Origin of the sequence: Pedobacter sp. UBA4863 (assembly GCF_002399615.1) — a bacterium.
In the GTDB taxonomy this organism is placed as follows: domain Bacteria; phylum Bacteroidota; class Bacteroidia; order Sphingobacteriales; family Sphingobacteriaceae; genus Pedobacter.
Genome location: NZ_DHDZ01000046.1, coordinates 1 through 24,752, shown reverse-complemented (window position 1 = coordinate 24,752; position 24,752 = coordinate 1). Strand labels below are relative to the sequence as shown.

Below are 24,752 nucleotides of genomic sequence, written 5' to 3'. Positions count from 1 at the left end.
AACTAAAATCATTTGTGCATCTGGAGCTTAATATATTTGTTATCCCAATAAAATTACATTTAGCAGTTCTATTATTTAAAAAAATAATTAGATTTGCCGACTTGTTAAAAACAGCTTACATATAAAAATAGAATAAACAAACAATGCAAGGTAAAGGTTTTATTAAATTTATGGCGATACTTTTGGGTATTGTCTGTCTGTATTCACTTTCTTTCAACATCATTACTTACAACGTAGAGAAAAAGGCTAAGGAATTTGCAAAAGGCGATGAAGCAAAAGAAAAAGCATACTTGGACTCGATGGCTACCGAAAAGGTATATCCGTTATTGGGCCTTACCTATCAACAAGTAAAAAGCAAAGAAATTAACTTAGGCTTAGACCTTAAAGGTGGTATGAACGTTACCATGGAGATTTCTTTGGCCGAGTTGACCAAATCGTTAGCGGGCAACACTGCTGATGAGAATTTCAACAAAGCATTGTCAAATGCACAAACGCAAATGAATGCTGGTGGTAAAGATTTCATTGCACTGTTTGTAAACGAATATGAAAAATTAGTACCTAACGGTAAATTAGCAGATTTTTTTGCCAACCAAGATAACTCGGCGCAATTAAAAGCTAACGCTAGCAATAACGAGGTAAAATCTTTCTTAAGCAAAGAAGCTACAAGTGCTATCGACCGTTCATTCATTATCTTACGTAGCCGTATTGATGGTTTTGGTGTGGTAAGCCCTAACATGCAAAAACAAGAAGGTTCTAACAGAATTTTCATTGAGATGCCGGGTATCCAAGACAAAGAACGTGTTCGTAAATTATTACAAGGTTCGGCCGAGTTACAATTCTGGCAAGTGTATCAATCTCAAGAGGTTTATCCAATCTTAGAGAATATCAATAAAACATTAGCAGTAACTTTAAAAGATACTGTGGCTACGGCAACTGCCGACACAACTGCTAAAGGAGGTAAATTAGCGGGCTTAACTAAAGGCGCAACAACTGCCGCTAAAGATACCAGCGCAACTGCTATGGCTGCCGAACTAGCTAAAACAAGCCCATTAATCAATACTTTATTACAGCTACCTATTTACCAAGGCGAAAACGGACAACCGCAATTAATGCCTGGTGCTGTAGTGGGTTATGCTTTACAAAAAGATACTGCTAAGGTTAACGCCATGTTAGCTAGGCCAGAAATAAAATCTTTAGTGCCTACTACCTTAAAGTTCATGTGGGGATTAAAGCCTAGAACTGGCACCAAAGCGTTCGAACTTTATGCAATCAAAGTAACTTCGTTAGATGGCCGTCCTGATTTAAGCGGTGATGCTGTTGCTAACGCTCGCGATGGTTACGACCAAAACAACAACCCTGATGTAACCATGTTCATGACCAGCGAAGGTGCATCGAAATGGAAAAAATTAACAGCAGAAGCATCAGCCGATCCTAATAACAAAAAAGCAATTGCAATTGTATTAGACAACACGGTTTACTCTGCTCCTACGGTAGGAGACGAAATTCCTAACGGTGTTTCTTCTATCACTGGAAGCTTCACTAAAGAAGATACTAAAGATTTAGCTAACGTATTAAAGGCTGGTAAGTTACCTGCTCCTGCAAAAATCGTTTCAGATTTCGTAGTTGGTCCATCATTAGGCCAACAAGCTATCGATAGCGGTTTAATCTCATTTGTATTAGCTTTCGTGGTAATTCTTGCTTTCATGGCATTCTACTACAACAAAGCGGGTTGGGTGGCTAACATTGCGTTATTAATTAACGTATTCTTTATCATGGGTATTTTAGCTGCATTTGGTGCAGTATTAACACTTCCTGGTATTGCAGGTATCGTATTAACCATTGGTCTATCGGTAGATGCCAATATCCTTATTTTTGAGCGTGTACGTGAAGAATTGGCAAAAGGTAAATCTACCAATGTAGCTATCAGAGAAGGTTTCAAACACGCCATGTCTTCTATTTTAGACTCTAACATTACCGTATTCATCTTAGGTATCATCCTATTTGTTTTTGGTTCGGGTCCGGTACAAGGTTTCGCAACTACTTTGTGTGTTGGTATTGTTACTTCGTTATTTGCAGCGGTATTGATCTCTCGTTTGATTTTCGAATCATTGATGGACAAAAAAGCCAACATTACTTTCGATAATAACATTACACGTAATGCATTTAAAAATTTAGCCTTCAACTTCGTTGGACATAGAAAATTATATTACATTATCTCTACTGTAATTATCGTTGCAGGGGTTATTTTTTACTTCAAAAATGATGGCTTACACTTAGGCGTTGACTTTAAAGGCGGTAGAACTTACATGGTGAAATTCGACAAGCAGTTGAATACCGAAGAAGTTTCTAAAGCACTATCAGTTAATTTTGAAGGTGAAGAGGCTTTGGTAAAAACTATTGGCACCGATAATTCATTAAAAATTACTACTCCTTACCATATTAATGACCAAGCACCAGATGCAGATAAAATTGTTGAAACTGCATTACGTAAAGGTTTGGACGGCTTGGGAGCCAAATACAGCATTGAGAGTTCACAAAAAGTAACGCCAACCATTGCTAGCGACATCATTTCGAGTGCAGTTTATGCCGTATTGTTCTCGTGTTTAGTAATGTTTATCTACATTTTGGTACGTTTCAAAAAATGGCAATATGGTTTAGGTGCCGTAATTGCGTTGTTCCACGACGTATTTTTGGTACTTTCGTTCTATACCATTTTAGATGGCGTATTGCCTTTCCCATTAGAAATTGGTCAAGATTTCATCGCGGCAATTTTAACAGTAATGGGTTATACCATGACAGAAACAGTAATCGTGTTCGACCGTATTCGTGAACGTTTAGCAGAAAGCGGCAAAGCCGATGCACATGGCGAAGAGCGAATTAAATTGATCAACTTTGCGTTAAACAGTACCTTAAGTCGTACTATTTTAACCTCGTTATCGGTATTCTTCGTATTAATCGTAATCTTCATTTTCGGTGGCGATAGCATCCGTGGTTTCATCTTTGCTTTATTAATTGGTCGTATCATTGGTACTTACTCATCACTATGTATCTCTACACCAATTGTAATCGATTTATCTAACGACGACGACGCAAAAAAATAGTATAACTAAACCAAATTATAAATCTAAAGGATCTCGATTTTTCGGGGTCCTTTTTTGTTTTGTAAGGTTTATGCCGAAATGCAAAAAAGGTTTTGAAAAGCAAATGACTACAAAAAACAATGCCACACCCGCTATCCGTTTTACTTCACTCGGCTATCGCCTTCGTTTGTGCTCACTCCTATCGGGTTTAAAATGCAAGTATTGTGCACAGGTTTAAGTTCTCCAAACCCGATTGAAGCGGAAATACTTTTTGTTTGTCCTTGCCGACAACTAGCCTAACAGAGTAAAACAAAAAGATTATAGCAAAAAGCGGGACTACCGTAACCGACAGAAAGCCAAATAACCTTTCCAAAACAAACCTTTTGTCAAGCCAATTCAACAATACAAACAACTAAGTTCCCAAACTATTAAGCAACAAACTAATCCCTATATTTACCCAAACTAAATAGCACTTTACCTGTTACCAAATTAGACGAAACAGTATGCTATTTTTACTTTTAATATTGGATTTTTAACTTAGTTTGGCATGGAACATAGAAAGAAAATTGTGATTATTGGGGGTGGCTTTGGCGGCATTGAGTTAGCTAAAAAATTGAAGAACCAAAACGTTGATGTTGTTATTTTAGACAAGCACAATTACCATACTTTTCAGCCCCTACTCTATCAAGTGGCTACCGGAGGTTTAGAAGCAGATTCTATTGCATTTCCTATCCGTAAGATTTTTAAAGGGCAAAAAAACCTGAAATTTAGGGTAACCGAAGTATTAAAAGTACTCCCAGAAGCAAACCAACTAGAAACTACCATTGGCAATATTAATTATGACTATTTGGTTATTGCTACGGGATCTACCAGCAACTTTTTTGGACAAACGGAGATTTCTCAAAATGCCATGCCAATGAAATCTATCCCCGAAGCATTAAACTTGCGTAGTTTAATTTTACAGAATTTAGAAGCGGCTATTATTGCAAAAGATCCTGCCAGAGAAAACGAACTATTAAATTTTGTAGTGGTTGGCGGTGGTCCCACAGGCGTAGAAACTGCTGGCGCTATTGGCGAGCTAAAAAAACACGTGCTTAAAAGCGATTATCCCGAACTAGATTTAAGCAAGGTAAACATCTACCTAATTGAGGGTTCGCCAGAGTTACTGGGAGCCATGTCTGTACAGGCACAACAAAAAGCTAAGCAGTTTTTAGCAGAGCTTGGTGTTACCGTTTATACCGAAGCTCGCGTACAAGGTTACGATGGCCAAACTTTATCTTTGGTAGATGGTAGAAACATTGGTTCGGCTACCGTAATTTGGAGTGCCGGTGTAAAAGGAGTAGTGCTCGACGGTTTAAATAACGAAGCTATAGTACGCGGAAATCGCTTAAAAGTAAACGAAATTAACTTGGTAGATAGCTATCAAAATATTTATGCCATAGGCGACGTAGCGGCCATGATTACAGAAGAAACTCCAAACGGGCATCCGGGAGTTGCGCCTGCGGCCATACAACAGGGCAAACAACTCGCCAAAAACCTTATTAACCTAATAGCAAACAAACCTACCGTGCCCTTTAAATATTTTGACAAAGGGGCGATGGCTACCGTAGGAAGAAATAGAGCAGTGGTGGATATCAATAAAATAAGATTTCAAGGAATTTTTGCGTGGTTTACATGGATGTTTGTACATTTAATGACCTTAGTTGGCTTTAGGAACAAACTGGTAGTTTTTGTAAACTGGGTTTGGAGCTATTTTAGCTACGATAGAGGCACCAGATTAATCATTAGACCATTTAAACCTTACAAAGAATACAAAAAAACACATGACCCACAAAAAACTTAGCGCAAACAAAACCATTGCTTTAGTTGCTCACGACCACCGTAAAGACGATTTAATTAAATGGGCAACAGCCAATAAAGATGCACTCAGTCAGCATAGTTTAATAGCTACCGGTACCACCGGAAGGTTGTTGGAAGAACATTTAGGCTTGCCCATTAAAAGGTTATTAAGTGGCCCTTTAGGTGGCGATCAGCAAATTGGCGCCTTAATTGCGCAAAGCGAAATTGATGTGCTCATTTTCTTTTGGGACCCTATGGAAGCACAACCTCACGATCCGGATGTGAAAGCACTATTACGTGTGGGCATTGTGTGGAACATCCCGATGGCTTGCGATGTGGCAACTGCAGATTTCTTGATTTCATCGCCTTACATGAAAAGCACTTATAATGCTGCCCTAACCGATTATGATGAGTACAAAAACAGAAAGCTTTAACGCCCCTATCAAATTAATTGAGTGCCCTCGTGATGCCATGCAGGGCTTACATGATTTTGTGCCTACCGAATTAAAAGTAGCCTATCTCAATCTGCTACTCCAAGTAGGTTTCGACACGCTTGATTTTGGCAGTTTTGTATCGCCAAAAGCTATTCCGCAAATGCGGGATACTGAAGAAGTTTTAGCGCAGTTAGATTTATCTGGCAGTACGAAATTATTAGCTATTGTGGCAAATCTAAAAGGGGTAGAAAATGCAGTAAAACACCCTGAAATTACCTATTTGGGTTTTCCTTTTTCTATTTCAGAAACTTTCCAACAGCGCAATACCAATTCGAGCATTGCGCAATCGTTAAACACGGTTGAAGAAATGCTTAACCTTTGCGATAAGCATAAAAAACAGGCCGTGGTTTATCTTTCTATGGGTTTCGGTAATCCTTACGGAGACGAATGGAATACCGATATTGTTGCGCACTGGACAAATAAACTGGTACAGAAAGGTGTTAAAATTATTTCGGTAGCCGATACCATTGGTGTGTCAACTCCCGAAAAAATAAAAGCCATTTTTCCTCCCCTAGTAAAACAATTTCCGGATATCGAATTTGGCTTGCATTTACACAGTACGCCGCAACAACGCTTAGAAAAAATAGAAGCTGCTTTTACCGCTGGTTGTACCCGAATGGATAGCGCCTTAAAAGGTTTTGGCGGCTGCCCCATGGCTGCCGATGATTTAACCGGCAACATTGCCACCGAAGATGTAATTGCTTATTTAACCGAACAAGGAGTTCAGTTAAATTTGGATATGGAAAAGTGGGGTGAAGCGATGATGGTTTCTGGACAAATTTTCAATTAAAATCTAATCTTGGGTCTTCAAAATATATTTATCAATAATATACTTTGTAATCGGCTTTAATTCTTTTCTTCTATCGACTGGTAGTGAGCCACTATCAGTATAAAATTCTAGTTTTTTGTTCATTTTCATATACCAAACTTTACCTATACTGTTGTAGGTGATGGTATCTGGTTTCAATATCCTATGAAACTCTTCAATTTTATTAGTTTTTAGCGCAATTATTTCGCCAACCTTCCCCTCATTACCACAATGCACAGCCACATATTGTTGGCCATTCCACTGCATACACTGCTTGTAAAAAAACTTAAAATACAAACCACTAAAACAAGCAATTACAATAGCGCTAATTCCTATAATTTTCCAGCGGTATTGTACGTCTTTAGTCGATTTAACAACAACAGTTTCGTCTTTCACCTGCGCCTCATTAAAATCAATAAGCCAGGCTAGCAATTCAATAGTTCGTAAATTAGGTTTAGTTATATTCCCTTGCATATATTTTTGCAGCGGTTTAAACTTTTCTGCATCAATAGTTAATATATCTTTTGCTTCCGAAATTTCAAACTCAGGTTTTCCAAATTCTTGCAGTATAGTTCTAATTTTTTCTTCAGGACGTTTTAAATACACAACTGCACACTCATTGCGCAAATTTGCAATAGTGGGTTTTCTTAAATTAACAGCTAAACAATCTATTTGCTTTAGATTGTTATACTCATGTAAGACTTTCAAACTAGATTGTTGGAGCATTGCAAAAAAGATTTGAACCTAAATTAATTGGAATTTTCGAAATACTAAAACAAAACTAGAATCTTATCAGATTTTCACTGGATTCATTCGGATTCCTTCTTTAAAGCATTTTTTAGCCTACACCTTTGTATCGAAATCAGCAACAAAACAAATAAAAAAGCAATGCTGATTTTAAAAAAGAGAAAATATCACGGCAGTAATAAACCGGTTGGGAAGCAGTTTAAAGCTCCCGTGATAACAACTTCTCACTTCCCAAAAATTTCAGAAGGCCTTCTGAATAACTAAGCCGTAACCCAAGCGAATGGTTCGCTCGGAACTGCAATTATTCAACTTTTAAATTTTTGAAAAAATGTATTTGCCAATTTTTATCGCCATCCTTTTAGGATTGGTATCAGCTGGTTCTACAACCATAAATAGCCATAGAGGTACAACCTACATTAACCCTAGCGAACCTGTACAAACTTACAGCAGCCTCCCTCCAGACAGTACTGGAATAGGCGGTGGTCCTGGAGATAATGGCCATGTACCTCCACCAAGACCAAAACCTTAATATCTTAAAGTAGGGCAACATTAGCCCTACTTTTTCACTTTGTTAATTTTAGGCTTTTATCATTTTATTTTTCAAGAGCTTTGTTATACATTTAAACAAAAAACTCTCTTGAAACATTTTTTCTATATTTACTTATTAAGTCTATTTATTTACTCTTGTGGCAAGGAAAACAATTCTCATCCGAAAAAAACGGATGCTAATCAAGTACTGGACCAAGCTTACATTTTTCTTGACGATAAAAAAAACGATAGCGCTTTCTTTTACTTTAATAAGGCAAAAAGCGATTTAGTTAAAAACAACCAAACCTTACTGGCTGCAAACTGTCTGTTAAACATGGCCATAATTGCCAACGACCAAGCAGATTATTTTAGTGGGCAAGAATTAGCTTTAGAAGCACTCACTCTTCTAAACATACACGATAAAAATCATTTCCCTTACCTACAATCTACCTATAATACACTAGGGATTAGCTCAGATAATCTTAAAAATCATCAAGAGGCGATTCAATTTTATAAAAATTCTTTAAAATATGCTAATGATAGTACTTATAAACAGGTAACTGAAAACAATATTGCAAATGTATATAGAGAAAAAAAGGATTATAAACTAGCCATTCGAACATACAAAAAGGCTCTTTCGCAATTATCAGCAAATCCTAAAGAATATGCCAGAGTATTCAGTAATTTAGCATATGCCAAATGGAAAGAAAACCCAAAACATCCTATTAGAAATGAACTAATAAAGGCGTTAAACATTAGAATAAAGGAAGATGATTTAAGGGGACAAGCTTCAAGTTATGCCCACCTCACCGACTTTTATGAATATACTCAACCAGACTCTGCACTATATTATGCCAACAAAAGATATCAAATAACTCAATTGATTAATAGCCCAGATGATGAGATTGAAGTTTTAAAAAAATTGATATCACTTGCGCCAGAAAAAAACAGCAAATTATATTTCGAACCTTTACAACAACTAAGCGATAGCTTACAAACTGCCCGCAGCAATGCGAAAAACCAATTTGCTTTGATACGTTATGAAACCGAAAAGCACAAGGCAGACAACCTAATGCTTCAAAAACAAAATACAGAAAGAAAATACCAAATTATCATATTATTAGCCGCTGCTATTTTAACATCAACCATCGGATGGTTATGGTATCGTAAAAGAAAACATGCCCTTAAACTTGAAAATGAGCGAAATATTAAAGAAAATCAGTTAAAAACTTCGAAAAAAGTGCATGATGTTGTTGCCAATGGGCTGTATAGAGTGATGTCGGAAATAGAGAATAAAGAAGCGCTAAATAAAGAGCTATTGCTAGATCAAATTGAGGAACTCTATGAAAAATCTAGGGATATTTCTTACGAAGAAGTTGCACAAACCACCAACTTTCAGGAGAGAATTACCAACCTTTTAACTGCTTTTGCTTCCGACAAAACGAAAGTAATTTTAATAAATAATACCAAAAGCATTTGGTTAAGCATAGCTGAAAAAACAAAACATGAACTAGAACAAATTTTACAAGAGCTAATGGTGAACATGAAAAAACATAGCTATGCTACAAACGTGGTCATCAAATTTGAGCAAACCAATGCAGAGACGAATATTTATTACGCTGATAATGGAATCGGCTTAAGCAAAGAGGAGAAATTTAAAAACGGGCTAACAAATACGGGAAACCGTATAAAAAATATTTCTGGCAAAATTACCTTTGATACTGGTTTAGAACAAGGACTGAAAATCCGAATTTCGTTTCCAACTCCCTAGCAAAAACAAAGATGTTTGAAAAAGTATTAATTGCCGAAGATCACGAAAGTACGAATATCTCTGTACAGAAAACCCTGGGCGATTTGGCCATTACCCAGTATGATTATGTTTATTATTGCGATGACGCCCTTTTACGCATTAGCAAATCGGTTTTGGCGCAACAACCTTATCAATTGCTCATTACAGATATTTCTTTTGAGGAAGATCATCGCGAACAAAAACTTAAAAATGGCATTGAGCTAATTATGAAAGTTAAGGCCGTTGATCCAACAATTAAAGTAATTGTTTTTTCTGCTGAAGATAGGCCAAACATCATTGAGGGGTTATTTAAGGATCAAGGCATTGATGCTTATGTGCGTAAAGCCAGGCACGATGCTAAAGAATTAAAACTTGCCATTGAAACCATTAGCAAGGGCAAAAAACACCTTGCCAATCAACTAAGACAAGGTGTAAAGGAAAAGAATTTGCACGAATTTACCACCTTAGACATCACTATTTTAACCTTACTCTCTCAGGGAGTATTACAAAAAGATATCCCGCTATATCTGCAAAAAAACAACATTAAACCTTCCGGACTAAGCACTATCGAAAAACGCTTAAGCCACATGAAAGAAATGCTCGAATTCAGTAAAAACGAACAACTTATTGTTTTTTGTAAAGACCTAGGTATCATTTAACAGAGGGCTTCAACTAATCGTTATTACAGTTGTAAAGCAACTATAAAGTATTTTTTTAGCCACTGTTGCCCATCTTTTTAGGTGTTTTTATTTTTAAACAACTGATAAAACACCCATCAAATTCTCCGTTTTACGGTTTCCCGTAATTTATAACATTTTACTCTCCGTAGTTTTGAAATTGTAAACCGCAAACCGATGGATTTAAAATTAAAACTAGAACAGCTTCACCAAAGGGTAATTCATTTAAAAGATCAAATTAATACCGAAGAAGCCACTAAAAATGCATTTGTAATGCCTTTTATACAAATTTTAGGTTACGATATTTTTAACCCCACAGAAGTAATACCAGAACACATTTGCGATATAGGCACCAAAAAAGGCGAAAAGATAGACTACGTCATCAAGAACAATAACGAACCCATCCTCATCATCGAATGCAAACATTGGAAAGAAAATGTGGACGCTCACAACTCTCAATTACATCGTTATTTTCATGTATCTAAAGCCAGATTTGGTGTGCTTACCAATGGGTTGCTCTATAATTTTTATACAGATTTAGAGCAACCCAATATTATGGATGAAAAACCTTTCTTAACCCTAAATATTGAAGACTTAAAAGACAATGTAATTAAGGTTTTAGAGAGTTTTACCAAACAGGCCTATCATTTAGAAACTATTTTAGACTCTGCGGAGGGCTTAAAATATATCAAAGCTATTAGGAAAGAGTTTGAAAAAGAGATTGAGCAACCATCTGATGAAATAGTAAAATTGTTGGTGAACCGCTTTTTTGATAAACCACTTACAGCCAACCGTATGGCTACCTTCAAAGAATATACAAAGAAAGCATTGACCATTTCCATTAATGAGTCTATTAGCCACCGTTTAAAATCGGCCCTACACATCAATGAAAAAATAGAAGAACAACCCAAGGTAAACCCAGTAGATTCTAATCATGATGCACCTAAAGTAACTACTACCGACGAAGAGTTGGAAGCTTTTCAAATTGTTAAAGCAATTTTGAGGGAGAAGGTAGGTGCAGAACGCATTGCAGCAAGAGATACACAGTCTTATTTTGGTGTACTGCTAGACGACAATAATCGTAAACCACTTTGTAGGCTACATTTTAACAGTGCCAATAAATACATCGAACTTTTTCATAACGGTAAAGATGCTGGCGAGAAAGTTTTGCTAAATAACCTAGATGAAATTTATGGGTTTAGAGAGGAATTGCATGGGGCTTTGGGGAGTTATTAATGGGTGATGAAATTTAATGGTCAAAAATTCTTAAGCGATTACGGTTTTCCGTAAAAACAGAAAGAAATAACTAACTATTTTTAAAGCATCAATGCGATAACGGCAAAAATTGACATAGGTCTAAGCAAAATGATCATTGGGCTAGGCTGGGATCCTAACGAAGGAACCGGAAGTACATTTGATTTAGATGTTTCGGCAATAATGATTGACGAAAAGAGAAAAATGCCAAACAAGGATTACTTTGTTTTTTATGGCAATTTGAATTCGCCTGATGGAGTGTATATTACGGAGAAAGAGTCCCTTCATTTCGGGGCAAAGTGGCCACCCCCTTAGCTGCCATGAGTAATAGCGAATGGCTGAACAGCTACACCAAATATAAGTAATTCTCCGCAGGTACTTTCCATGCCTGGTCAATTTCAAAGCCTTTGAGCTTTGTACCCTTTTCCAATCCCAATCCCAATACACCGATCTTTCTTTATCCACCAGCAGCAAATAATGGTCTGCTATAGTTTTATGATAGTCGGAAACAGCCGTTCCGTTAGAGAGGCAAACCTCTTTTTATTAGCCCGTATAAACACCCACAAAGGGCGTTCGCCCCCTGTCCCGACAAAAGACATTACCCAATATTAGAGGTGTTTAAAAATCTTGAAAACCAGCCGCCTGGACAGTTTTAGGCGTGAAAAGTGGTCACTTTGGAGCGTAAACTTAAAAAACGACTAAGTTTAACAAAACTTGATAAAACCAACCAGTTTTGCATATTTCAAATGAAATATAGACCAAACTTCTTATAAATACATAGTTTAGTCTAATAAAATTAATTATATTTATAGACCAAACTCTATAGCTTTGTTAAGTTTGGTCTAAAAAAGAAATAATGAAACAAGTTGTCAGACAGGATTATTTAGACACACTCATCGGACTTAGGGATAAAAACCTTATAAAGATGCTTACAGGTGTAAGACGTTGCGGAAAATCAACCGTGATGCAGATGTTTTGTGATTATCTGAAAATGCAAGGTGTAAAGAACAAGCAAATTGTTTTCCTCAATTTTGAGGATTTTGAAAACCACAAATGGCTCAATGATTTGGAGGGTTTATATTATCACATCATCAATCAACTAGATTTATCCAAACCAAGCTATGTGTTTTTAGATGAAGTGCAAAACGTAAAAGAATTTGAGCGTTTGGTAGATGGTTTATACGTAAAACCAAATATAGATGTATATGTTACCGGTTCAAATGCCTATTTATTGAGCAGCGAACTTGGCACTTTGCTTACAGGCAGATATTATGCTATTCATATTTTGCCGTTTTCGTTCAAAGAATATTTGCTTACGCAAAAAGATATTTCCCGTACCGATTTGCTGTTTTTAAAATATATGCAAAACGGTGGATTGCCCGGAACGATTGAATTACCGGAGGATAACATCAAAAATTATGTAATGTAAGTTGCTAGTTTTTGAATATTTTTTTCAATTGTAATCCGAAGATAAATAAGGTCAATTTTATGACGAATCCATCTAAAGTAACCGCATGTATTGTTCTTGGGAATAGTTTTTTAATATCGCTGATGGTTACCTCTACACGCTTTCTCATTTTGAGTTTTTCTTTTTCCAACTCATAGATATCAGGCCTTTTAGAGTTGGTTTTTCTTTGTGCCTTTATCAGCACGCTATTGTTTTTCAGGGCTTTATCTTCCATATCATAATCGGTATAGGCACTGTCTGCATACAGGCTTGCCTCAGCTGGCAGGCCTGCGATAATCTTGTTGAGCGCCTTTACATCGGCAGTCTTTCCGGGCGTGAAATGGAAAGCAATAGGAAGCCCGTCCTTGGTGGTGACCAATTGCACCTTAACCCCATAAAAGTAATTGCGCATACTGGCAGTATAGCCCCGCCATTTTTTCTCTGAAATCATCTTGCAACTACCTATCCGGATATTATGACAGACAGGAACCGGAAAAGAATCAATGATATAGCGGAGCTCACAATGCACATACTTGAAATATGCGCTTACCTGTTCAAAAATGGCATAAAGCAAATGTCCCAACTGGTGTAGCCTGCGATTGAAGCGGCTAGTATCCAGCATCTTGGGGATAAATCCGTACTGCTTCATGAAACCAATGGCAGAAACATGGTTTCCATAAAAACTAGTCGCCGAGATTAGGGCTGTAACAAGGACTTCACTGTCGCTCACTTTACGACGAATGTCTTCTTTATGACCGATACCCTGCATAATATCATCAATTAAACAGAAAATTCCTATAATTTTGTATCGACAAAGCATGATAAATGTTTTTTGTGTGCAAAACAAAAGTATGCATCATAGCTTTGTCTTTTATTAGACAAGCTCAACTAGCAACTTGAATTATGTAAAAGGAGTCATAGAAAATATTATCCAAAAAGACGTATTGGTACGTTATAAATGGCATAACCAAGAATATTTCAACAAAACAACGGCATTTCTTTTTGATGCAATTGGTTCAACAATTTCACCTAAAAAAATCACGAATACGCTGCAATCGGCAGGAATAAAAATATCGCATAATACGATTGGCAATTATATTGATGCCCTTACAGAATGCTATCTGTTTTACAAAATAAAACGTTTTGACGTGAAGGGGAAACAATTGTTAATGACACAGGAAAAATATTATACCGTTGATTTGGGATTCAAAAAATTTTTTCTTGGAGAAAAATCCAACTTGGATTTAGGGCATAATTTGGAAAATATTGTCTATTTGGAACTGATAAGACGGGGCAATGAAGTGTATATTGGCAAAGCAAATGATACCGAAGTTGATTTTGCAGTAAAAACTCCGCAAGGCGACAGAGAGTATTACCAAGTAGCCTGGAGTACAAGAGAACAAAGCACATTTGAGCGGGAAATACGTCCGTTTGAATTGATAAGAGATTACAACAAACGAACTTTACTTACAATGGACGTAGAGCCCGAAAGCACCTACAAAGGAATACAAAAGCTAAATGTAATAGATTGGTTGATGGCATAAAATATATCAGCAGCTGAAAATTGTAAACAACGGGAAGATAAAACTTTCACCATAAAAAAATTGAAATAAACAACCCCATACCCCTCCTGCTCTCCTTCCTATTTTTTACATTTCAAACCGATAAAACAGTTTACATTTGCGGCGGCGGTAAAGCACCTAAGTTTCATTACAATGCTAAATGTAGGGGCTTAAGCAACTGCAATTATAAAACCGTTAAAACTACTTTAAACAAAGCCAAAAAAGAAGGCAAAACTTTATGCAAATGGGAAGATTAATAGCTGTGTTTATTTTATTACTGGCCAATTCGGTTACGGCACAAAACAACAACATATCGGTAAAGCAATTACAAAACCAAACGTTTACAGCCAAAGTAATACGAATTATTGATGGCGATACCATGGAAATCCTGTATCAAAAACAACCTATAAAAATACGTTTAGCACATATCGATTGCCCGGAGAAAAGAAAGCACCAGCCCTTTGGCACGCAAGCAAAAACAGCCTTATCAGATTTATGTTTTGGCCAACAAGTAATTGTACAAAGTCAAAAAACCGACCGCTATGGCAGGTTGGTTGCCGTAATTATCAATGCTAAAAAGCAAATTGTAAACCAAGAAATGATTAAACAAGGCATGGCTTGGCATTTCACCAAATACTCTAACGATAAAACTTATGCCGTTTTAGAAGCAAAAGCCCGAAAGCAAAAGGTTGGTTTATGGCAAGAAAATAAGCCCATACCTCCATGGAACTGGAGAAAAGCAAAATAACATTCGCAAGTTAACGCTCAATTTGCGTATAAGCGCATTTACTCTTTTTTGTTGCAACTTTTTCTGCCAACTTTGCGGTAAGAAAAACACACCATGAAGAACCAAATTACAACCATAGCCTTTGATGCCGACGATACTTTATGGGAAAACGAACCTTATTTTCGAGAAGCAGAATTGGAGTTTGCTCAACTATTTAACCATCTGCCACAAAATGAAGTCATCAAAGATTTGTTCGACATTGAGATGAAAAACCTAAAAATGTACGGTTATGGCATTAAAGGTTTTATGCTCTGTATGGTAGAAACAGCAGCTAAACTGGGCAACAAAGTGGATAGTAGATTAATCCATCAGCTATTCGACATTGGCCATCGTTTGCTCCAAAAACCTATTATACTTTTAGATGGTATTGAAGAAACCTTACAACATTTACATGGCAAATATCGTTTAGTGATGGCCACCAAAGGCGATTTATTAGACCAAGAACGTAAATTAGAGAAGTCTGGTTTGGCAAAATACTTTCATCACATCGAAGTTATGAGCGATAAACAACCTCGCCATTACCAAAAGCTCATCAATCATTTAGATTGTAAGCCAGAAAACTTTCTGATGGTAGGTAACTCCCGCAAATCAGATATTATCCCAGTTTTAGCCTTAAATGCTTTTGCGATAGAAGTACCTTATCATGTAACTTGGATACATGAATTGCATGAAGAACCCATCAATCACCCCAACTTTGTTTCGGTAACGAGCATTGACCAGATAATTACTTTGTTATAAAAACTTTGGCCACCAATGCACAGATATCGATTAATAAACACCTAAAACAATCAAATCTGAACATCTGTGGTTAACTACTTAACAAACATGAAAAAAATCGATATACAAACTTGGAAGCGCAGACACCATTTCGAACTGTTCAGTAAATTTGAGGAGCCATTTTTTGGTGTAGTGGTGCAAATAGATTGCACTAAAGCCTATATCAAAGCCAAAGAGAAGGGTGCATCATTTTTTCTGTATTATTTGTATAGAGCATTAAAAGCGGTAAATCAAATCAAAGAGTTTCACTATCGAATTTTAAACAACGAGGTGGTAGTTCACGATCAAGTGAATGTTTCTACAACCATTAACCGAGCAAATGGCACGTTTGGTTTTGGTTATTTCGATTACCATACCAACGAAGATATATTTATCGCAAATGCCCAAAAAGCCATACAAGAAGTGCAAAACACCGAGGGTTTAATACCATCGAAACCGGGTAATAGCGAAATACATTTTTCTGCCATTCCGTGGATAGATTTCTCCTCATTATCTCATGCTCGTAGTTTCACTTTTCCAGACAGTGCACCTAAAATTTCTGTGGGCAAAGTAACCGAAAAAGATGGCGCTAAAACAATGCCGGTTGCTGTACATGTACACCATGGCTTAGCCGATGGCTATCATGTTGGGCAGTTTGTAGAAAAATTCCAAACGCTGATGAACGAAAGCTAAGCTACTTTGTGTTAAATATTTCTACGCTAAGCATTGGTGCCCTCATTTGGGTTAATTTCATTTAGGTGTTGTAGTTTCTGCTTATGCCGTTTTTTAGCAGTATCAATAGAATGAGATCGGTGAATGTTATTTTCTTTCTTAGCCAAGCTTGACAAGGTAACATAAAACTGATGTAGCTGGTCTAGTTCTTCTTCCGTTAAATCTTCAATATCTACCATTCTGTTACTGGCTTTTTCGTGGGCAGCAATTAGCTCATTCAATTTCAGCTGTATGGCTTTTCCATCTTTGTTCTGCGCTTTTTGAATTAAGAAAACCATTAAAAAGGTAATAATAGTGGTACCTGTATTAATTACCAGCTGCCAAGTTTGCGAATAGTTAAATATAGGTCCAGAAACAGCCCAGATTACTACAATGGCCACCGCTGTAATAAATGCCGGAGAACTGCCTGTAAATCTGGTAGCGGCATTTGAAAATCGTTCAAACAAGCCCATTTTATTTTTTTCGCTCATGTTTTAAGTTTTAGAATATAAATTTATGGAATTTCAACACTTAAAGCACAAAAAAAGCCATCCCTACATTTCGGGATGGCTCTCTTATACAGCTATTGAAACTTATAATTTATCATTTGCATTGATACAGTTCAAATCTTCGAAAGCTACTTTTAAACGAGCAACAAATGCTTCTTCCGATTTACGTAACCAAACACGTGGATCGTAGAATTTCTTGTTCGGTTTATCTTCGCCATCAGGATTACCAATTTGGCCTTGCAAATAAGCTTCGTTCTTTTTGTAGAAACCTAAGATACCGTCCCAAAAAGCCCATTGCAAATCGGTATCGATATTCATTTTAATAGCGCCATAAGAAATGGCCTCTCTAATTTCTTCTTGCGAAGAACCAGAACCACCGTGAAAAACGAAATTAATTGGCTTCTCGGCAGTTAAGCTATATTTCTCTTTAATAAAATCTTGAGAATTTTTCAAGATAATTGGTTGCAACTTTACGTTACCTGGCTTATAAACACCATGTACGTTACCAAAAGCAGCAGCAACCGTAAATTGGTTGCTCACTTTGCTTAATTCTTCGTAAGCGTAAGCCACTTCACTTGGTTGGGTATATAATTTAGAGCTATCTACATCGCTGTTATCTACACCATCTTCTTCACCGCCAGTAACACCAAGTTCAATTTCAATGGTCATACCTAGCTTTTTCATGCGCTCTAAGTATTTGGCAGAAATTTCAATGTTTTCTTCAATTGGTTCTTCAGAAAGATCCAACATGTGCGACGAAAACAATGGTTTGCCAGTTTCGGCAAAGAATTTTTCTCCGTGGTCTAACAAGCCATCAATCCAAGGTAACAGCTTTTTAGCAGCGTGGTCGGTATGTAAAATAACCGCAACACCGTAGTGCTCTGCCAACAAATGCACGTGTTTAGCCGCCGAAACTGCACCCAGTACACAAGCTTGTAAGTTATCGTTATTTAAGGTTTTACCAGCATAAAACTGTGCACCACCGTTTGATAGTTGAATAATTACCGGCGAATTTACCGCCTTTGCAGTTTCCATTACCGCATTAATCGTATTGGTTCCTGTTACGTTTACTGCTGGAAGTGCAAATTGATGTTTTTTGGCCTGCTCAAACAATTCTTGTACTGCAGTACCGTGGATTACGCCTTTGTAGCCTTTTAAACTCATTTTATATTTAGTTTTATTATTGTTTCGAAGTTAGGAAATTTAATCTAACAACCAGTGTTTGTTCACAAATGTAATCAAAAAATACTTATTGTTAATTATACACTAAGTTGTTTTTTAGTTATTTGGGCTCATTAGTTTTTTAGTTGGTTAATTGCAAACTGTTTATTGATTAATTGCCTCTTTAACTAAAAGTTCATTATTGACCCTGGAGGTTTGATCATTGGAATTTGTTTATTGGTTATTGATTATTGGTTATTGATTTATTAGAAAAGCAATTGCAGTTTTTTAAACGTGCTGCCGGTCCCGTTTTCCGTTGCAATCTTTTTGTCTTGTTATTTACCGTCATTTAGAACGCAGAGAAATCTAACGAATGGTTGGCGCAGACTGTAGAAATGACGCTACAAAAAGTATTTCCACTACAATCGGGTTTAGAGAACTTAAAACAGTGCAACAAACCCTGCTTCCTAAACCTGATTGAGCGGATTAGCCCGGAAGCAAGTGAAAGCGTTAGCGCAACGAAGCTGAGGACTATAAGCGAAAGCAGGACTAACTGCAAATAGCAGCACTGTGCTAGCTTTTCTAAAAACAAGAGACTTAACAGGTTATGCAAAATTAAACCATCAGCATTTGGTAATTTATAGACTGACTACTGATACCCAATACCCGACCACTAACCCCTACCCCCTAAAAACACTTTGCGTTAAATATTTTTTTCGTTTCTTTGTAGTCGCATTTTTAAAAAATACACATGTCTTGGTTTAAAAGAGAGAAAAAAGGGATTAGCACTAGTACAGACGAAAAGAAAGAGGCACCAGACGGCTTATGGAACAAGTGTCCGAACTGTAAGAAAGCCCTGCACAGTGCCGACCTTCAGGAAAGCAAGTGGGTTTGTCAATACTGCAATTACCACCTACGCGTAGGTTCTAAAGAATATTTCAATGTACTTTTCGACAATAACGAATACACCGAACTGTTTGCCAACCTTACTTCTGGCGATCCGTTACATTTTATAGATAGCAAACCATATACCGATAGAATTGTAGAAACTACCAAAAAAACAGGCCTTAAAGATGCCATTCGTGCTGCCCACGGCAAAATAGATGGCGAAGAGATTATGATTGCCTGCATGGACTTTAATTTTATTGGCGGTTCTATGGGCTCGGTAGTAGGCGAAAAAATTGCCCGTTCTATAGATTATAGCCTAAAACATAAAGTGCCTTTTTTAATGATTTCGAAATCTGGTGGCGCACGTATGATGGAGGCTGCATTTTCGTTGATGCAAATGGCTAAAACATCGGCAAAGCTAGCGTTGTTAAGCCAGGCGAAAATACCTTACATTTCGCTGTTAACCGATCCAACTACGGGCGGGGTAACGGCATCGTACGCTATGCTGGGCGACATTAACATTGCCGAGCCAGGTGCCTTAATTGGCTTTGCTGGCCCCCGTGTAATTAAAGAAACCATCAAAAAAGATTTACCTAAAGGTTTCCAAACTTCTGAGTTTGTGTTGGAACACGGTTTCCTAGATTTTATTGTAGATCGTAGAGAGATGAAAGCCAAACTGGCCACATTCTTAAAAATGATGAAAAACTAAATACTGGTTAATTGTTTTAACTGTTTAATTGCTCAATTGAACTGTTAACTACAAATTGATAACTAAAAGCAGGGCTTGTACATTTGATAATGTGGACCCTGCTTTTTGGTTTTAGACTCCCGATGAAAAACTTGGCGTGTTGCCAGCGCCTATTCCGGTAGATGCAGCGTAGCAGCAAAATTTAACCCCAAGTAAATACCAAAACCAATAGCCCTTCTTTATTACAAGTCCAATGTCATTAAGTTAACGTGAGTTTTAGATATTTTGTACTGTAAATCAAATACTTAAATTTATGTTGATTAAAAAAATGATTAGATAGCCCCTTAAAAGCTAGTCCCGAATTTATTTTGGGAGACGAAACGCCAATTTACCGTCACCTCCGATACTCGAAGCAGGCGCTGAATTTATTTTGCTTCGCAGCTACTTCGTAGTTAGGGTCTGTTTAGCTAAATTAAGACCCAAAACTCACGTTAAGTTAAGTGTTGGCGTGGACACCAACACAAGAGATTTCCTAAGTTGGCGTCCACGCCAACGTGTTTACAACCCTTAATTTAATGACATTGAGCGCAAGTCTTAGTGCCACAAGCCGAACAAAAGCCAGACTTGTGCTTTATGGCTATACCACCTCCCTATCGTCCAATTTTTAATCCCATCCTATCTTCACTTGGCTATTGTTCGGATTAAAAATCGGATGATAAGACTACGGAGTTGCAAACTCCGAAAAGTGGATACGTTAGATAAGGCGAAAAACCAGTGCTCCTTATCATTCCATAGCTTAAAGCTTATCTTTAATAAACGGTATATCTGTATACAACATAGTTGACTATCATAATTTTAAAACAAAATTGTAAGCATTTGATTAAATCAACCCGTAGTATATTATTAAGGTTAAAACAAATAATTGATAATCAGTATTTTACTTAAATCCTCCCCCTGCCCCCTCCAAGAGGGGGATATACAAATCGCATAATTAAGCACCATGTGTGTCCCCCTTTGGAGGGGGAATTAAGGGGGAGGAATGTTGGACAATAATGCACTATGGGTTAAATCACTATTTTTAAAAGTAAATTTTACCCTTATGGAATTCGAAGCAAAGCTCATTCGGCATCGTAACAAAAATAGGATTGCTGTTTGGTACGAAAATAAACCCGACTTAATTGCCCGATTTAGAAAACTGCCAGATGCAAGGTGGAGTGCTACATTAAGCGTTTGGCACCTACCCGACACGGCAATTAACAGGGGTAAATTTAACCTAGAAGCGGATAAAGGAAAAGGGGTGCCTTGTTTAGCTAAAATTGAGCAGATAGAGATTTTTAAAAAGTATTTAAACACCAAAAGATATAGCCCAAACACCGTAAAAACCTACGCAGAAGCGTTACAAATTTTTCTGTTTTTTTACAACGATAAAGACATAAAAGACATTAACAACCAAGATGTTGTTGCATTTTACAACGATTATATTCTGGAGAAAAAGCTGTCCATATCATTTCAAAACCAAGTTGTGAATGCTATCAAATTGTATTTTAAAACGATAAAAGAAACATCAATCAACATCGACAAAATTTACAGGCCCAAAAGAGAAAAACTGTTGCCAAATGTATTAAGCAAAGAAGAGGTAAAGAAAATTTTAGATGCACATGCAAATATTAAACATAAAGCGATGCTGTGCTTGATTTACAGTTGCGGACTACGTAGGAGCGAATTGCTGAACTTAAAGCCAAAAGATATTGACTCGAACCGCAATTTAGTAATTATTAGACAAGCAAAGGGGAGAAAAGACCGGATAGCACCGCTTTCTTTAAGTATTTTGGATTTGTTAAGGGATTATTACAAAACGCATAAACCAGCTAATTATTTGTTTGAAGGCAGAGAACCAGGAACGCAGTACGATGAAAGGTCTTTAGGCGAAGTACTTAAACAAGCAGTAGAAAAAACAAATATCAAAAAACCAGTCAGCCTACATTGGTTAAGGCACAGTTATGCCACACATTTGCTAGAAAGTGGAACAGATTTACGTTATATACAAGAAATACTGGGACATAAAAGCAGCCGAACTACAGAGATTTACACGCATGTAAGTACAAAAAGTTTACGCAACGTAAAAAGTCCTTTCGATGATCTATAATTTTTTTTTACCTTGTGAAATATATTGCTGATTACGACCCCCATAAGCCACCACGTTTTGACTGTATAACTGGGGTTTTATGAGGCATATATATAAGTTACCAGCAATGTTAGACGACCACACAACCACGACAGTTTGTAAAGTCAACGGTGGACTGTCCACTTCACGACTTCGATCTGACTTTGCAGTAACTTTTAAGTTTTGTGCTTTTATTAAACTTTTGGCGGTGGACAGTTCAACGCTGACTTTTAAAGAAAAAAATTATCACGGGCAGACAATCACCTAAAACGACTGACAACGCTTTTTGAAAATGAGAAATGAATGTAGGCAACGACAATAGACAATAAATCGTTTTAACTTTAGACAATTTTTTAAAACTTAAAAGACACATACGACATGCAAAAAACATATTCAACAATTTTAATTCTATTCGTTTTGACAACAATGTTTACAAGTTGTAAAAAAGAGAGAAATCAAACTGTAACAGTAGAGCGTGACTGCACAGGGACATATTTGCGTTTAGACGGCAAGGACTTTCAAGTTTGCAACCTCGAAAAGGTTTCATCCTTTTCAGACGGGACGGCTGTAACAGCGACTTTCAAGAAGATAAAGGAATGTAACGGTTCAGCAAAAGACGCAATAGTCTGTTACATGCTTCATGCAAACGAAGGTTGGATAGAGGTTGAAAAAATAAAATAGCACCCAGACTTCGATATGGACCATTTAGACAGAGAAAAAAACACTGCTGGTAACAGCACATTTGCAATAGGCGGGGTTTCATGCTCCGCAGACAGTTTAGTGGTAACCGAAAGTTTTGTGCTCCGCATAAACATTAGTGGTAAAAATCCCGCCCATCGCAAATCTGCAAAACGTTAGCTGTGATTTTAACGACCGACACAAACAGACAATGAAGACTGTAACAGAAATAAAATTTGACAGAGTAATTAAAGACGGATTTCACGAAATCTTAAAGCCCCTTGGATTTAAAAAGAAGGCTAACAATTTCTATTTACAAGGACAGGATTTAGGACAAATAATCAATATTCAAAAAAGTTCCTTTTACTCTAAAGACCATATAAACTTTACAATTAACACAGGACTATTTCTTCCTGAACACTGGACTGGATTGACATACAATGAAGGAAAAGAAATCCCAACCTTTCCGACTGAACCAGAATGTTTAATTAGGAAGCGTATTGGGGAACTCAGAAACCAACACGACACTTGGTATGACATTGACGAGAAGACTGATGAGAATACTTTGATAGTTGAAATGCAGACAAACCTTACAAAATATATTTTACCCTATTTCGACAAGACGAAAACGAAAGAAGACTTTTTAAATCTACTAGACACCGAGAAATTAATTTTGGCACCTTTGGGTAAACTTATAGTCTATGCTGAATTAAAGCAAATTGACAAGGCAAAGACAGAATATTTGACAATTTTGAAGGAGAAAACTAACCCGCATTTTTTAGAAACGGTAAAAGAATACGGACAGAAATATGGACTTGCTTAAAAGAAAAACCACAGCTAACACGGGCTTAGCAAAAGTGGCGGTTCAGTACTCCGCAAACAAATCTGTGGTTAATCAAAGTTTGGTTCTCCGCATCACGTTTTGTGGTAAAAATCGCCACCTTCGCTAAGCCCGAAAACGTTATGCGGCAGCTTAAAAGACAACAACCAACGACATTGACAGTAAGAAAATGAAATCAGATAATAAACTTGCAGGACTTGGACTTTTGACAGCAATTTCGGCATCACTATGCTGCATTACACCTGTTTTGGCTCTGTTGGCTGGAACAAGTGGACTTGCTTCTACTTTCTCTTGGCTTGACCCATTCAGACCATATTTAATTGGCTTGACAGTTTTGGTTCTTGCGTTTGCTTGGTATCAAAAACTGAAACCTCAAAAACAAATTGACTGCTGCGACACAACTGAAAAAACACCCTTTATTCAGACAAAAAAGTTTTTGGGTTTCGTAACAGTTTTTGCAGGACTGATGCTTGCGTTTCCAAGTTATGTCCACATATTCTTTCCAAAGACAGAAAGTCAAACAATCATAACCGACCAATCAAACATTAAAACAGCAGAATTTACAATTAACGGAATGACTTGTGCAGGTTGTGAAGAAAACGTAAATCACGAAGTAAATAAACTGACAGGAATAATTAAGACGAATGTTTCTTACGACAACGGCAACGCAATCATAGAATTTGATAGAACTCAAACCGACATTCAAGAGATAGAAAAAGCCATAACTAAAACAGGCTATTCCGTAACCGACAAAAAAGAAATAAAATGAACATAATCCTGCAATCAACTATCACTTGCCCTGAATGTGGACATAAGAAAGAAGAAACTATGCCGACAGACGCTTGCCAATATTTTTACGAGTGCGAAAGCTGCAAAAAGGTATTAAAGCCAAAACAGGGCGACTGTTGTGTATTTTGTAGCTATGGAACAGTGAAATGTCCATCCATTCAAGCCGGGACAAATTGCTGTTAAAGACAATGATAAAACTGACTGAAATCGAAAGCCGACCGCATAACATCGGTAACTGTTGCACAACTCTTTAAAAAAGCAAAAACCTAACAATATGCAACTTCATTTAAGCCCCTTTAAGCGAGGTTGGTTGTTTTTATAGCTTGTAAAATTTTGTTGTTAACGTAGCTCTAATCGGCTTACTTTAACACTACCAATAGCTATTTCAAACCAAAAAAGCACTCCCTTAATTGAAGGCATGCTTTGCGCTATGATGGTTGGGTTTTTACGAGTGAATTTGAGCAGTTTCTTTAGATTATAGCTCAATGCGGCCATTAAAACATGTTTGTTAGCTTGTGCCATGCCCCTGCTGTTGGTCCGTTTCATGTTGTGGTG

General features: G+C 37.0%; 26 protein-coding genes. 21 read left to right on the top strand and 5 right to left on the bottom strand.

Going from position 1 to position 24,752, the window contains the following annotated elements; all coding sequences use genetic code 11:
• The first annotated feature begins 143 nt into the window (after window positions 1–143).
• The 4 genes from secDF to B3I52_RS12060 all read left to right on the top strand — a co-directional run bounded on the left by secDF (window position 144) and on the right by B3I52_RS12060 (window position 6,203).
• On the top strand, window positions 144–3,101 hold the full coding sequence (secDF, locus tag B3I52_RS12075) for a protein translocase subunit SecDF (RefSeq protein WP_293301593.1): 2,958 nt from the start codon (window positions 144–146) through the stop codon (window positions 3,099–3,101).
• Between the two features lie 526 nt (window positions 3,102–3,627).
• Entirely contained in the window at window positions 3,628–4,923 is a 1,296-nt protein-coding gene (locus B3I52_RS12070) for an NAD(P)/FAD-dependent oxidoreductase (RefSeq protein WP_293301591.1), read from the top strand.
• On the top strand, window positions 4,904–5,353 hold the full coding sequence (locus B3I52_RS12065; RefSeq protein ID WP_293301589.1) for a methylglyoxal synthase: 450 nt from the start codon (window positions 4,904–4,906) through the stop codon (window positions 5,351–5,353). Before B3I52_RS12070 ends, B3I52_RS12065 begins: the two co-directional genes overlap by 20 nt.
• Window positions 5,325–6,203: a hydroxymethylglutaryl-CoA lyase gene (locus tag B3I52_RS12060; RefSeq protein ID WP_293301587.1), complete on the top strand. Its 879-nt coding sequence runs from the start codon at window positions 5,325–5,327 to the stop codon at window positions 6,201–6,203. Before B3I52_RS12065 ends, B3I52_RS12060 begins: the two co-directional genes overlap by 29 nt.
• Before the next feature lie 3 nt (window positions 6,204–6,206).
• On the opposite strand, the gene B3I52_RS12055 is transcribed toward B3I52_RS12060, so the two are convergent.
• Window positions 6,207–6,947, bottom strand: a complete 741-nt coding sequence (locus B3I52_RS12055; protein WP_293301585.1) for a hypothetical protein — start codon at window positions 6,945–6,947, stop codon at window positions 6,207–6,209.
• A gap of 349 nt (window positions 6,948–7,296) precedes the next feature.
• Between B3I52_RS12055 and B3I52_RS12050 the strand changes: the two genes are divergently transcribed.
• The 6 genes from B3I52_RS12050 to B3I52_RS12025 all read left to right on the top strand — a co-directional run bounded on the left by B3I52_RS12050 (window position 7,297) and on the right by B3I52_RS12025 (window position 12,645).
• Window positions 7,297–7,497, top strand: a complete 201-nt coding sequence (locus B3I52_RS12050; RefSeq protein WP_293301583.1) for a hypothetical protein — start codon at window positions 7,297–7,299, stop codon at window positions 7,495–7,497.
• Between the two features lie 108 nt (window positions 7,498–7,605).
• Window positions 7,606–9,267: a tetratricopeptide repeat-containing sensor histidine kinase gene (locus B3I52_RS12045; RefSeq protein WP_293301581.1), complete on the top strand. Its 1,662-nt coding sequence runs from the start codon at window positions 7,606–7,608 to the stop codon at window positions 9,265–9,267.
• Between the two features lie 11 nt (window positions 9,268–9,278).
• Window positions 9,279–9,944, top strand: coding sequence for a response regulator (locus B3I52_RS12040; protein WP_293301579.1), 666 nt, complete (start codon window positions 9,279–9,281; stop codon window positions 9,942–9,944).
• 195 nt (window positions 9,945–10,139) lie between these two features.
• Window positions 10,140–11,198 (top strand): type I restriction endonuclease, encoded by a 1,059-nt coding sequence (locus B3I52_RS12035; protein ID WP_293301577.1) that lies wholly within the window; start codon window positions 10,140–10,142, stop codon window positions 11,196–11,198.
• Window positions 11,199–11,285: 87 nt separating this feature from the next.
• On the top strand, window positions 11,286–11,531 hold the full coding sequence (locus B3I52_RS12030; protein WP_349678680.1) for a TerD family protein: 246 nt from the start codon (window positions 11,286–11,288) through the stop codon (window positions 11,529–11,531).
• A 541-nt stretch (window positions 11,532–12,072) separates the two neighbouring features.
• The gene (locus tag B3I52_RS12025) at window positions 12,073–12,645 is read left to right on the top strand and encodes an ATP-binding protein (RefSeq protein WP_293301575.1); all 573 of its coding nucleotides are present in this window, start codon (window positions 12,073–12,075) and stop codon (window positions 12,643–12,645) included.
• Between the two features lie 4 nt (window positions 12,646–12,649).
• Here B3I52_RS12025 and B3I52_RS12020 read toward each other — a convergent pair whose 3' ends face one another.
• Window positions 12,650–13,432, bottom strand: coding sequence for an IS982 family transposase (locus B3I52_RS12020; RefSeq protein ID WP_293301574.1), 783 nt, complete (start codon window positions 13,430–13,432; stop codon window positions 12,650–12,652).
• Between the two features lie 127 nt (window positions 13,433–13,559).
• Here B3I52_RS12020 and B3I52_RS12015 point away from each other — a divergent pair, with 127 nt between their 5' ends.
• The 4 genes from B3I52_RS12015 to B3I52_RS12000 all read left to right on the top strand — a co-directional run bounded on the left by B3I52_RS12015 (window position 13,560) and on the right by B3I52_RS12000 (window position 16,461).
• Window positions 13,560–14,207: an ATP-binding protein gene (locus tag B3I52_RS12015; RefSeq protein ID WP_293301572.1), complete on the top strand. Its 648-nt coding sequence runs from the start codon at window positions 13,560–13,562 to the stop codon at window positions 14,205–14,207.
• A 262-nt stretch (window positions 14,208–14,469) separates the two neighbouring features.
• Window positions 14,470–14,973: a thermonuclease family protein gene (locus B3I52_RS12010; RefSeq protein WP_293301571.1), complete on the top strand. Its 504-nt coding sequence runs from the start codon at window positions 14,470–14,472 to the stop codon at window positions 14,971–14,973.
• A gap of 93 nt (window positions 14,974–15,066) precedes the next feature.
• Complete coding sequence (locus B3I52_RS12005; protein ID WP_293301569.1) at window positions 15,067–15,750, top strand: HAD family hydrolase; 684 nt, start codon at window positions 15,067–15,069, stop codon at window positions 15,748–15,750.
• An 87-nt stretch (window positions 15,751–15,837) separates the two neighbouring features.
• The gene (locus B3I52_RS12000; protein WP_293301567.1) at window positions 15,838–16,461 is read left to right on the top strand and encodes a chloramphenicol acetyltransferase; all 624 of its coding nucleotides are present in this window, start codon (window positions 15,838–15,840) and stop codon (window positions 16,459–16,461) included.
• A 26-nt stretch (window positions 16,462–16,487) separates the two neighbouring features.
• Here the strand turns inward: B3I52_RS12000 and B3I52_RS11995 are convergent, their stop codons facing one another.
• Both B3I52_RS11995 and fbaA read right to left on the bottom strand, forming a co-directional pair.
• Window positions 16,488–16,970 (bottom strand): low affinity iron permease family protein, encoded by a 483-nt coding sequence (locus B3I52_RS11995; protein WP_293301565.1) that lies wholly within the window; start codon window positions 16,968–16,970, stop codon window positions 16,488–16,490.
• A 102-nt stretch (window positions 16,971–17,072) separates the two neighbouring features.
• On the bottom strand, window positions 17,073–18,152 hold the full coding sequence (gene fbaA / locus B3I52_RS11990) for a class II fructose-bisphosphate aldolase (RefSeq protein WP_293301563.1): 1,080 nt from the start codon (window positions 18,150–18,152) through the stop codon (window positions 17,073–17,075).
• A gap of 748 nt (window positions 18,153–18,900) precedes the next feature.
• Between fbaA and accD the strand changes: the two genes are divergently transcribed.
• The 7 genes from accD to B3I52_RS11955 all read left to right on the top strand — a co-directional run bounded on the left by accD (window position 18,901) and on the right by B3I52_RS11955 (window position 24,380).
• A complete protein-coding gene (accD, locus tag B3I52_RS11985; protein ID WP_293301561.1) occupies window positions 18,901–19,746 on the top strand; it encodes an acetyl-CoA carboxylase, carboxyltransferase subunit beta in 846 nt (281 codons plus the stop codon).
• A gap of 1,078 nt (window positions 19,747–20,824) precedes the next feature.
• Window positions 20,825–21,871, top strand: a complete 1,047-nt coding sequence (gene xerA / locus B3I52_RS11980) for a site-specific tyrosine recombinase/integron integrase (RefSeq protein WP_293301559.1) — start codon at window positions 20,825–20,827, stop codon at window positions 21,869–21,871.
• Window positions 21,872–22,267: 396 nt separating this feature from the next.
• Window positions 22,268–22,570: a hypothetical protein gene (locus B3I52_RS11975; RefSeq protein WP_293301557.1), complete on the top strand. Its 303-nt coding sequence runs from the start codon at window positions 22,268–22,270 to the stop codon at window positions 22,568–22,570.
• A gap of 15 nt (window positions 22,571–22,585) precedes the next feature.
• Complete coding sequence (locus tag B3I52_RS11970) at window positions 22,586–22,747, top strand: hypothetical protein (RefSeq protein ID WP_293301555.1); 162 nt, start codon at window positions 22,586–22,588, stop codon at window positions 22,745–22,747.
• Window positions 22,748–22,778: 31 nt separating this feature from the next.
• Window positions 22,779–23,390 (top strand): DUF4304 domain-containing protein, encoded by a 612-nt coding sequence (locus B3I52_RS11965; RefSeq protein WP_293301553.1) that lies wholly within the window; start codon window positions 22,779–22,781, stop codon window positions 23,388–23,390.
• A 187-nt stretch (window positions 23,391–23,577) separates the two neighbouring features.
• Window positions 23,578–24,177 (top strand): mercuric transport protein MerTP, encoded by a 600-nt coding sequence (merTP, locus tag B3I52_RS11960; protein WP_013631655.1) that lies wholly within the window; start codon window positions 23,578–23,580, stop codon window positions 24,175–24,177.
• Window positions 24,174–24,380 carry a GDCCVxC domain-containing (seleno)protein gene (locus tag B3I52_RS11955; protein ID WP_013631656.1) on the top strand — a complete coding sequence of 69 codons (207 nt, stop codon included), beginning with the start codon at window positions 24,174–24,176 and terminating at the stop codon, window positions 24,378–24,380. Before merTP ends, B3I52_RS11955 begins: the two co-directional genes overlap by 4 nt.
• A 156-nt stretch (window positions 24,381–24,536) precedes the next feature.
• On the opposite strand, the gene B3I52_RS11950 is transcribed toward B3I52_RS11955, so the two are convergent.
• Window positions 24,537–24,752: hypothetical protein (locus B3I52_RS11950; RefSeq protein WP_293301551.1), on the bottom strand; the 216-nt coding region annotated here is incomplete at its 5' end.

Excerpts from the sequence above, each read along its gene's own strand:
- B3I52_RS12025 (WP_293301575.1), top strand. The coding sequence starts at position 12,073 with ATGAAACAAGTTGTCAGACAGGATTATTTAGACACACTCATCGGACTT.
- xerA (WP_293301559.1), top strand. The coding sequence starts at position 20,825 with ATGGAATTCGAAGCAAAGCTCATTCGGCATCGTAACAAAAATAGGATT.
- B3I52_RS12035 (WP_293301577.1), top strand. The coding sequence starts at position 10,140 with ATGGATTTAAAATTAAAACTAGAACAGCTTCACCAAAGGGTAATTCAT.
- B3I52_RS11965 (WP_293301553.1), top strand. The coding sequence starts at position 22,779 with ATGAAGACTGTAACAGAAATAAAATTTGACAGAGTAATTAAAGACGGA.
- B3I52_RS11975 (WP_293301557.1), top strand. The coding sequence starts at position 22,268 with ATGCAAAAAACATATTCAACAATTTTAATTCTATTCGTTTTGACAACA.
- fbaA (WP_293301563.1), bottom strand. The coding sequence starts at position 18,152 with ATGAGTTTAAAAGGCTACAAAGGCGTAATCCACGGTACTGCAGTACAA.
- B3I52_RS11995 (WP_293301565.1), bottom strand. The coding sequence starts at position 16,970 with ATGAGCGAAAAAAATAAAATGGGCTTGTTTGAACGATTTTCAAATGCC.
- B3I52_RS12065 (WP_293301589.1), top strand. The coding sequence starts at position 4,904 with ATGACCCACAAAAAACTTAGCGCAAACAAAACCATTGCTTTAGTTGCT.
- B3I52_RS12010 (WP_293301571.1), top strand. The coding sequence starts at position 14,470 with ATGGGAAGATTAATAGCTGTGTTTATTTTATTACTGGCCAATTCGGTT.
- merTP (WP_013631655.1), top strand. The coding sequence starts at position 23,578 with ATGAAATCAGATAATAAACTTGCAGGACTTGGACTTTTGACAGCAATT.
- accD (WP_293301561.1), top strand. The coding sequence starts at position 18,901 with ATGTCTTGGTTTAAAAGAGAGAAAAAAGGGATTAGCACTAGTACAGAC.
- B3I52_RS12060 (WP_293301587.1), top strand. The coding sequence starts at position 5,325 with ATGATGAGTACAAAAACAGAAAGCTTTAACGCCCCTATCAAATTAATT.
- B3I52_RS12050 (WP_293301583.1), top strand. The coding sequence starts at position 7,297 with ATGTATTTGCCAATTTTTATCGCCATCCTTTTAGGATTGGTATCAGCT.
- secDF (WP_293301593.1), top strand. The coding sequence starts at position 144 with ATGCAAGGTAAAGGTTTTATTAAATTTATGGCGATACTTTTGGGTATT.
- B3I52_RS12005 (WP_293301569.1), top strand. The coding sequence starts at position 15,067 with ATGAAGAACCAAATTACAACCATAGCCTTTGATGCCGACGATACTTTA.
- B3I52_RS12000 (WP_293301567.1), top strand. The coding sequence starts at position 15,838 with ATGAAAAAAATCGATATACAAACTTGGAAGCGCAGACACCATTTCGAA.
- B3I52_RS11955 (WP_013631656.1), top strand. The coding sequence starts at position 24,174 with ATGAACATAATCCTGCAATCAACTATCACTTGCCCTGAATGTGGACAT.
- B3I52_RS12020 (WP_293301574.1), bottom strand. The coding sequence starts at position 13,432 with ATGCAGGGTATCGGTCATAAAGAAGACATTCGTCGTAAAGTGAGCGAC.
- B3I52_RS11970 (WP_293301555.1), top strand. The coding sequence starts at position 22,586 with ATGGACCATTTAGACAGAGAAAAAAACACTGCTGGTAACAGCACATTT.
- B3I52_RS12055 (WP_293301585.1), bottom strand. The coding sequence starts at position 6,947 with ATGCTCCAACAATCTAGTTTGAAAGTCTTACATGAGTATAACAATCTA.
- B3I52_RS12040 (WP_293301579.1), top strand. The coding sequence starts at position 9,279 with ATGTTTGAAAAAGTATTAATTGCCGAAGATCACGAAAGTACGAATATC.
- B3I52_RS12070 (WP_293301591.1), top strand. The coding sequence starts at position 3,628 with ATGGAACATAGAAAGAAAATTGTGATTATTGGGGGTGGCTTTGGCGGC.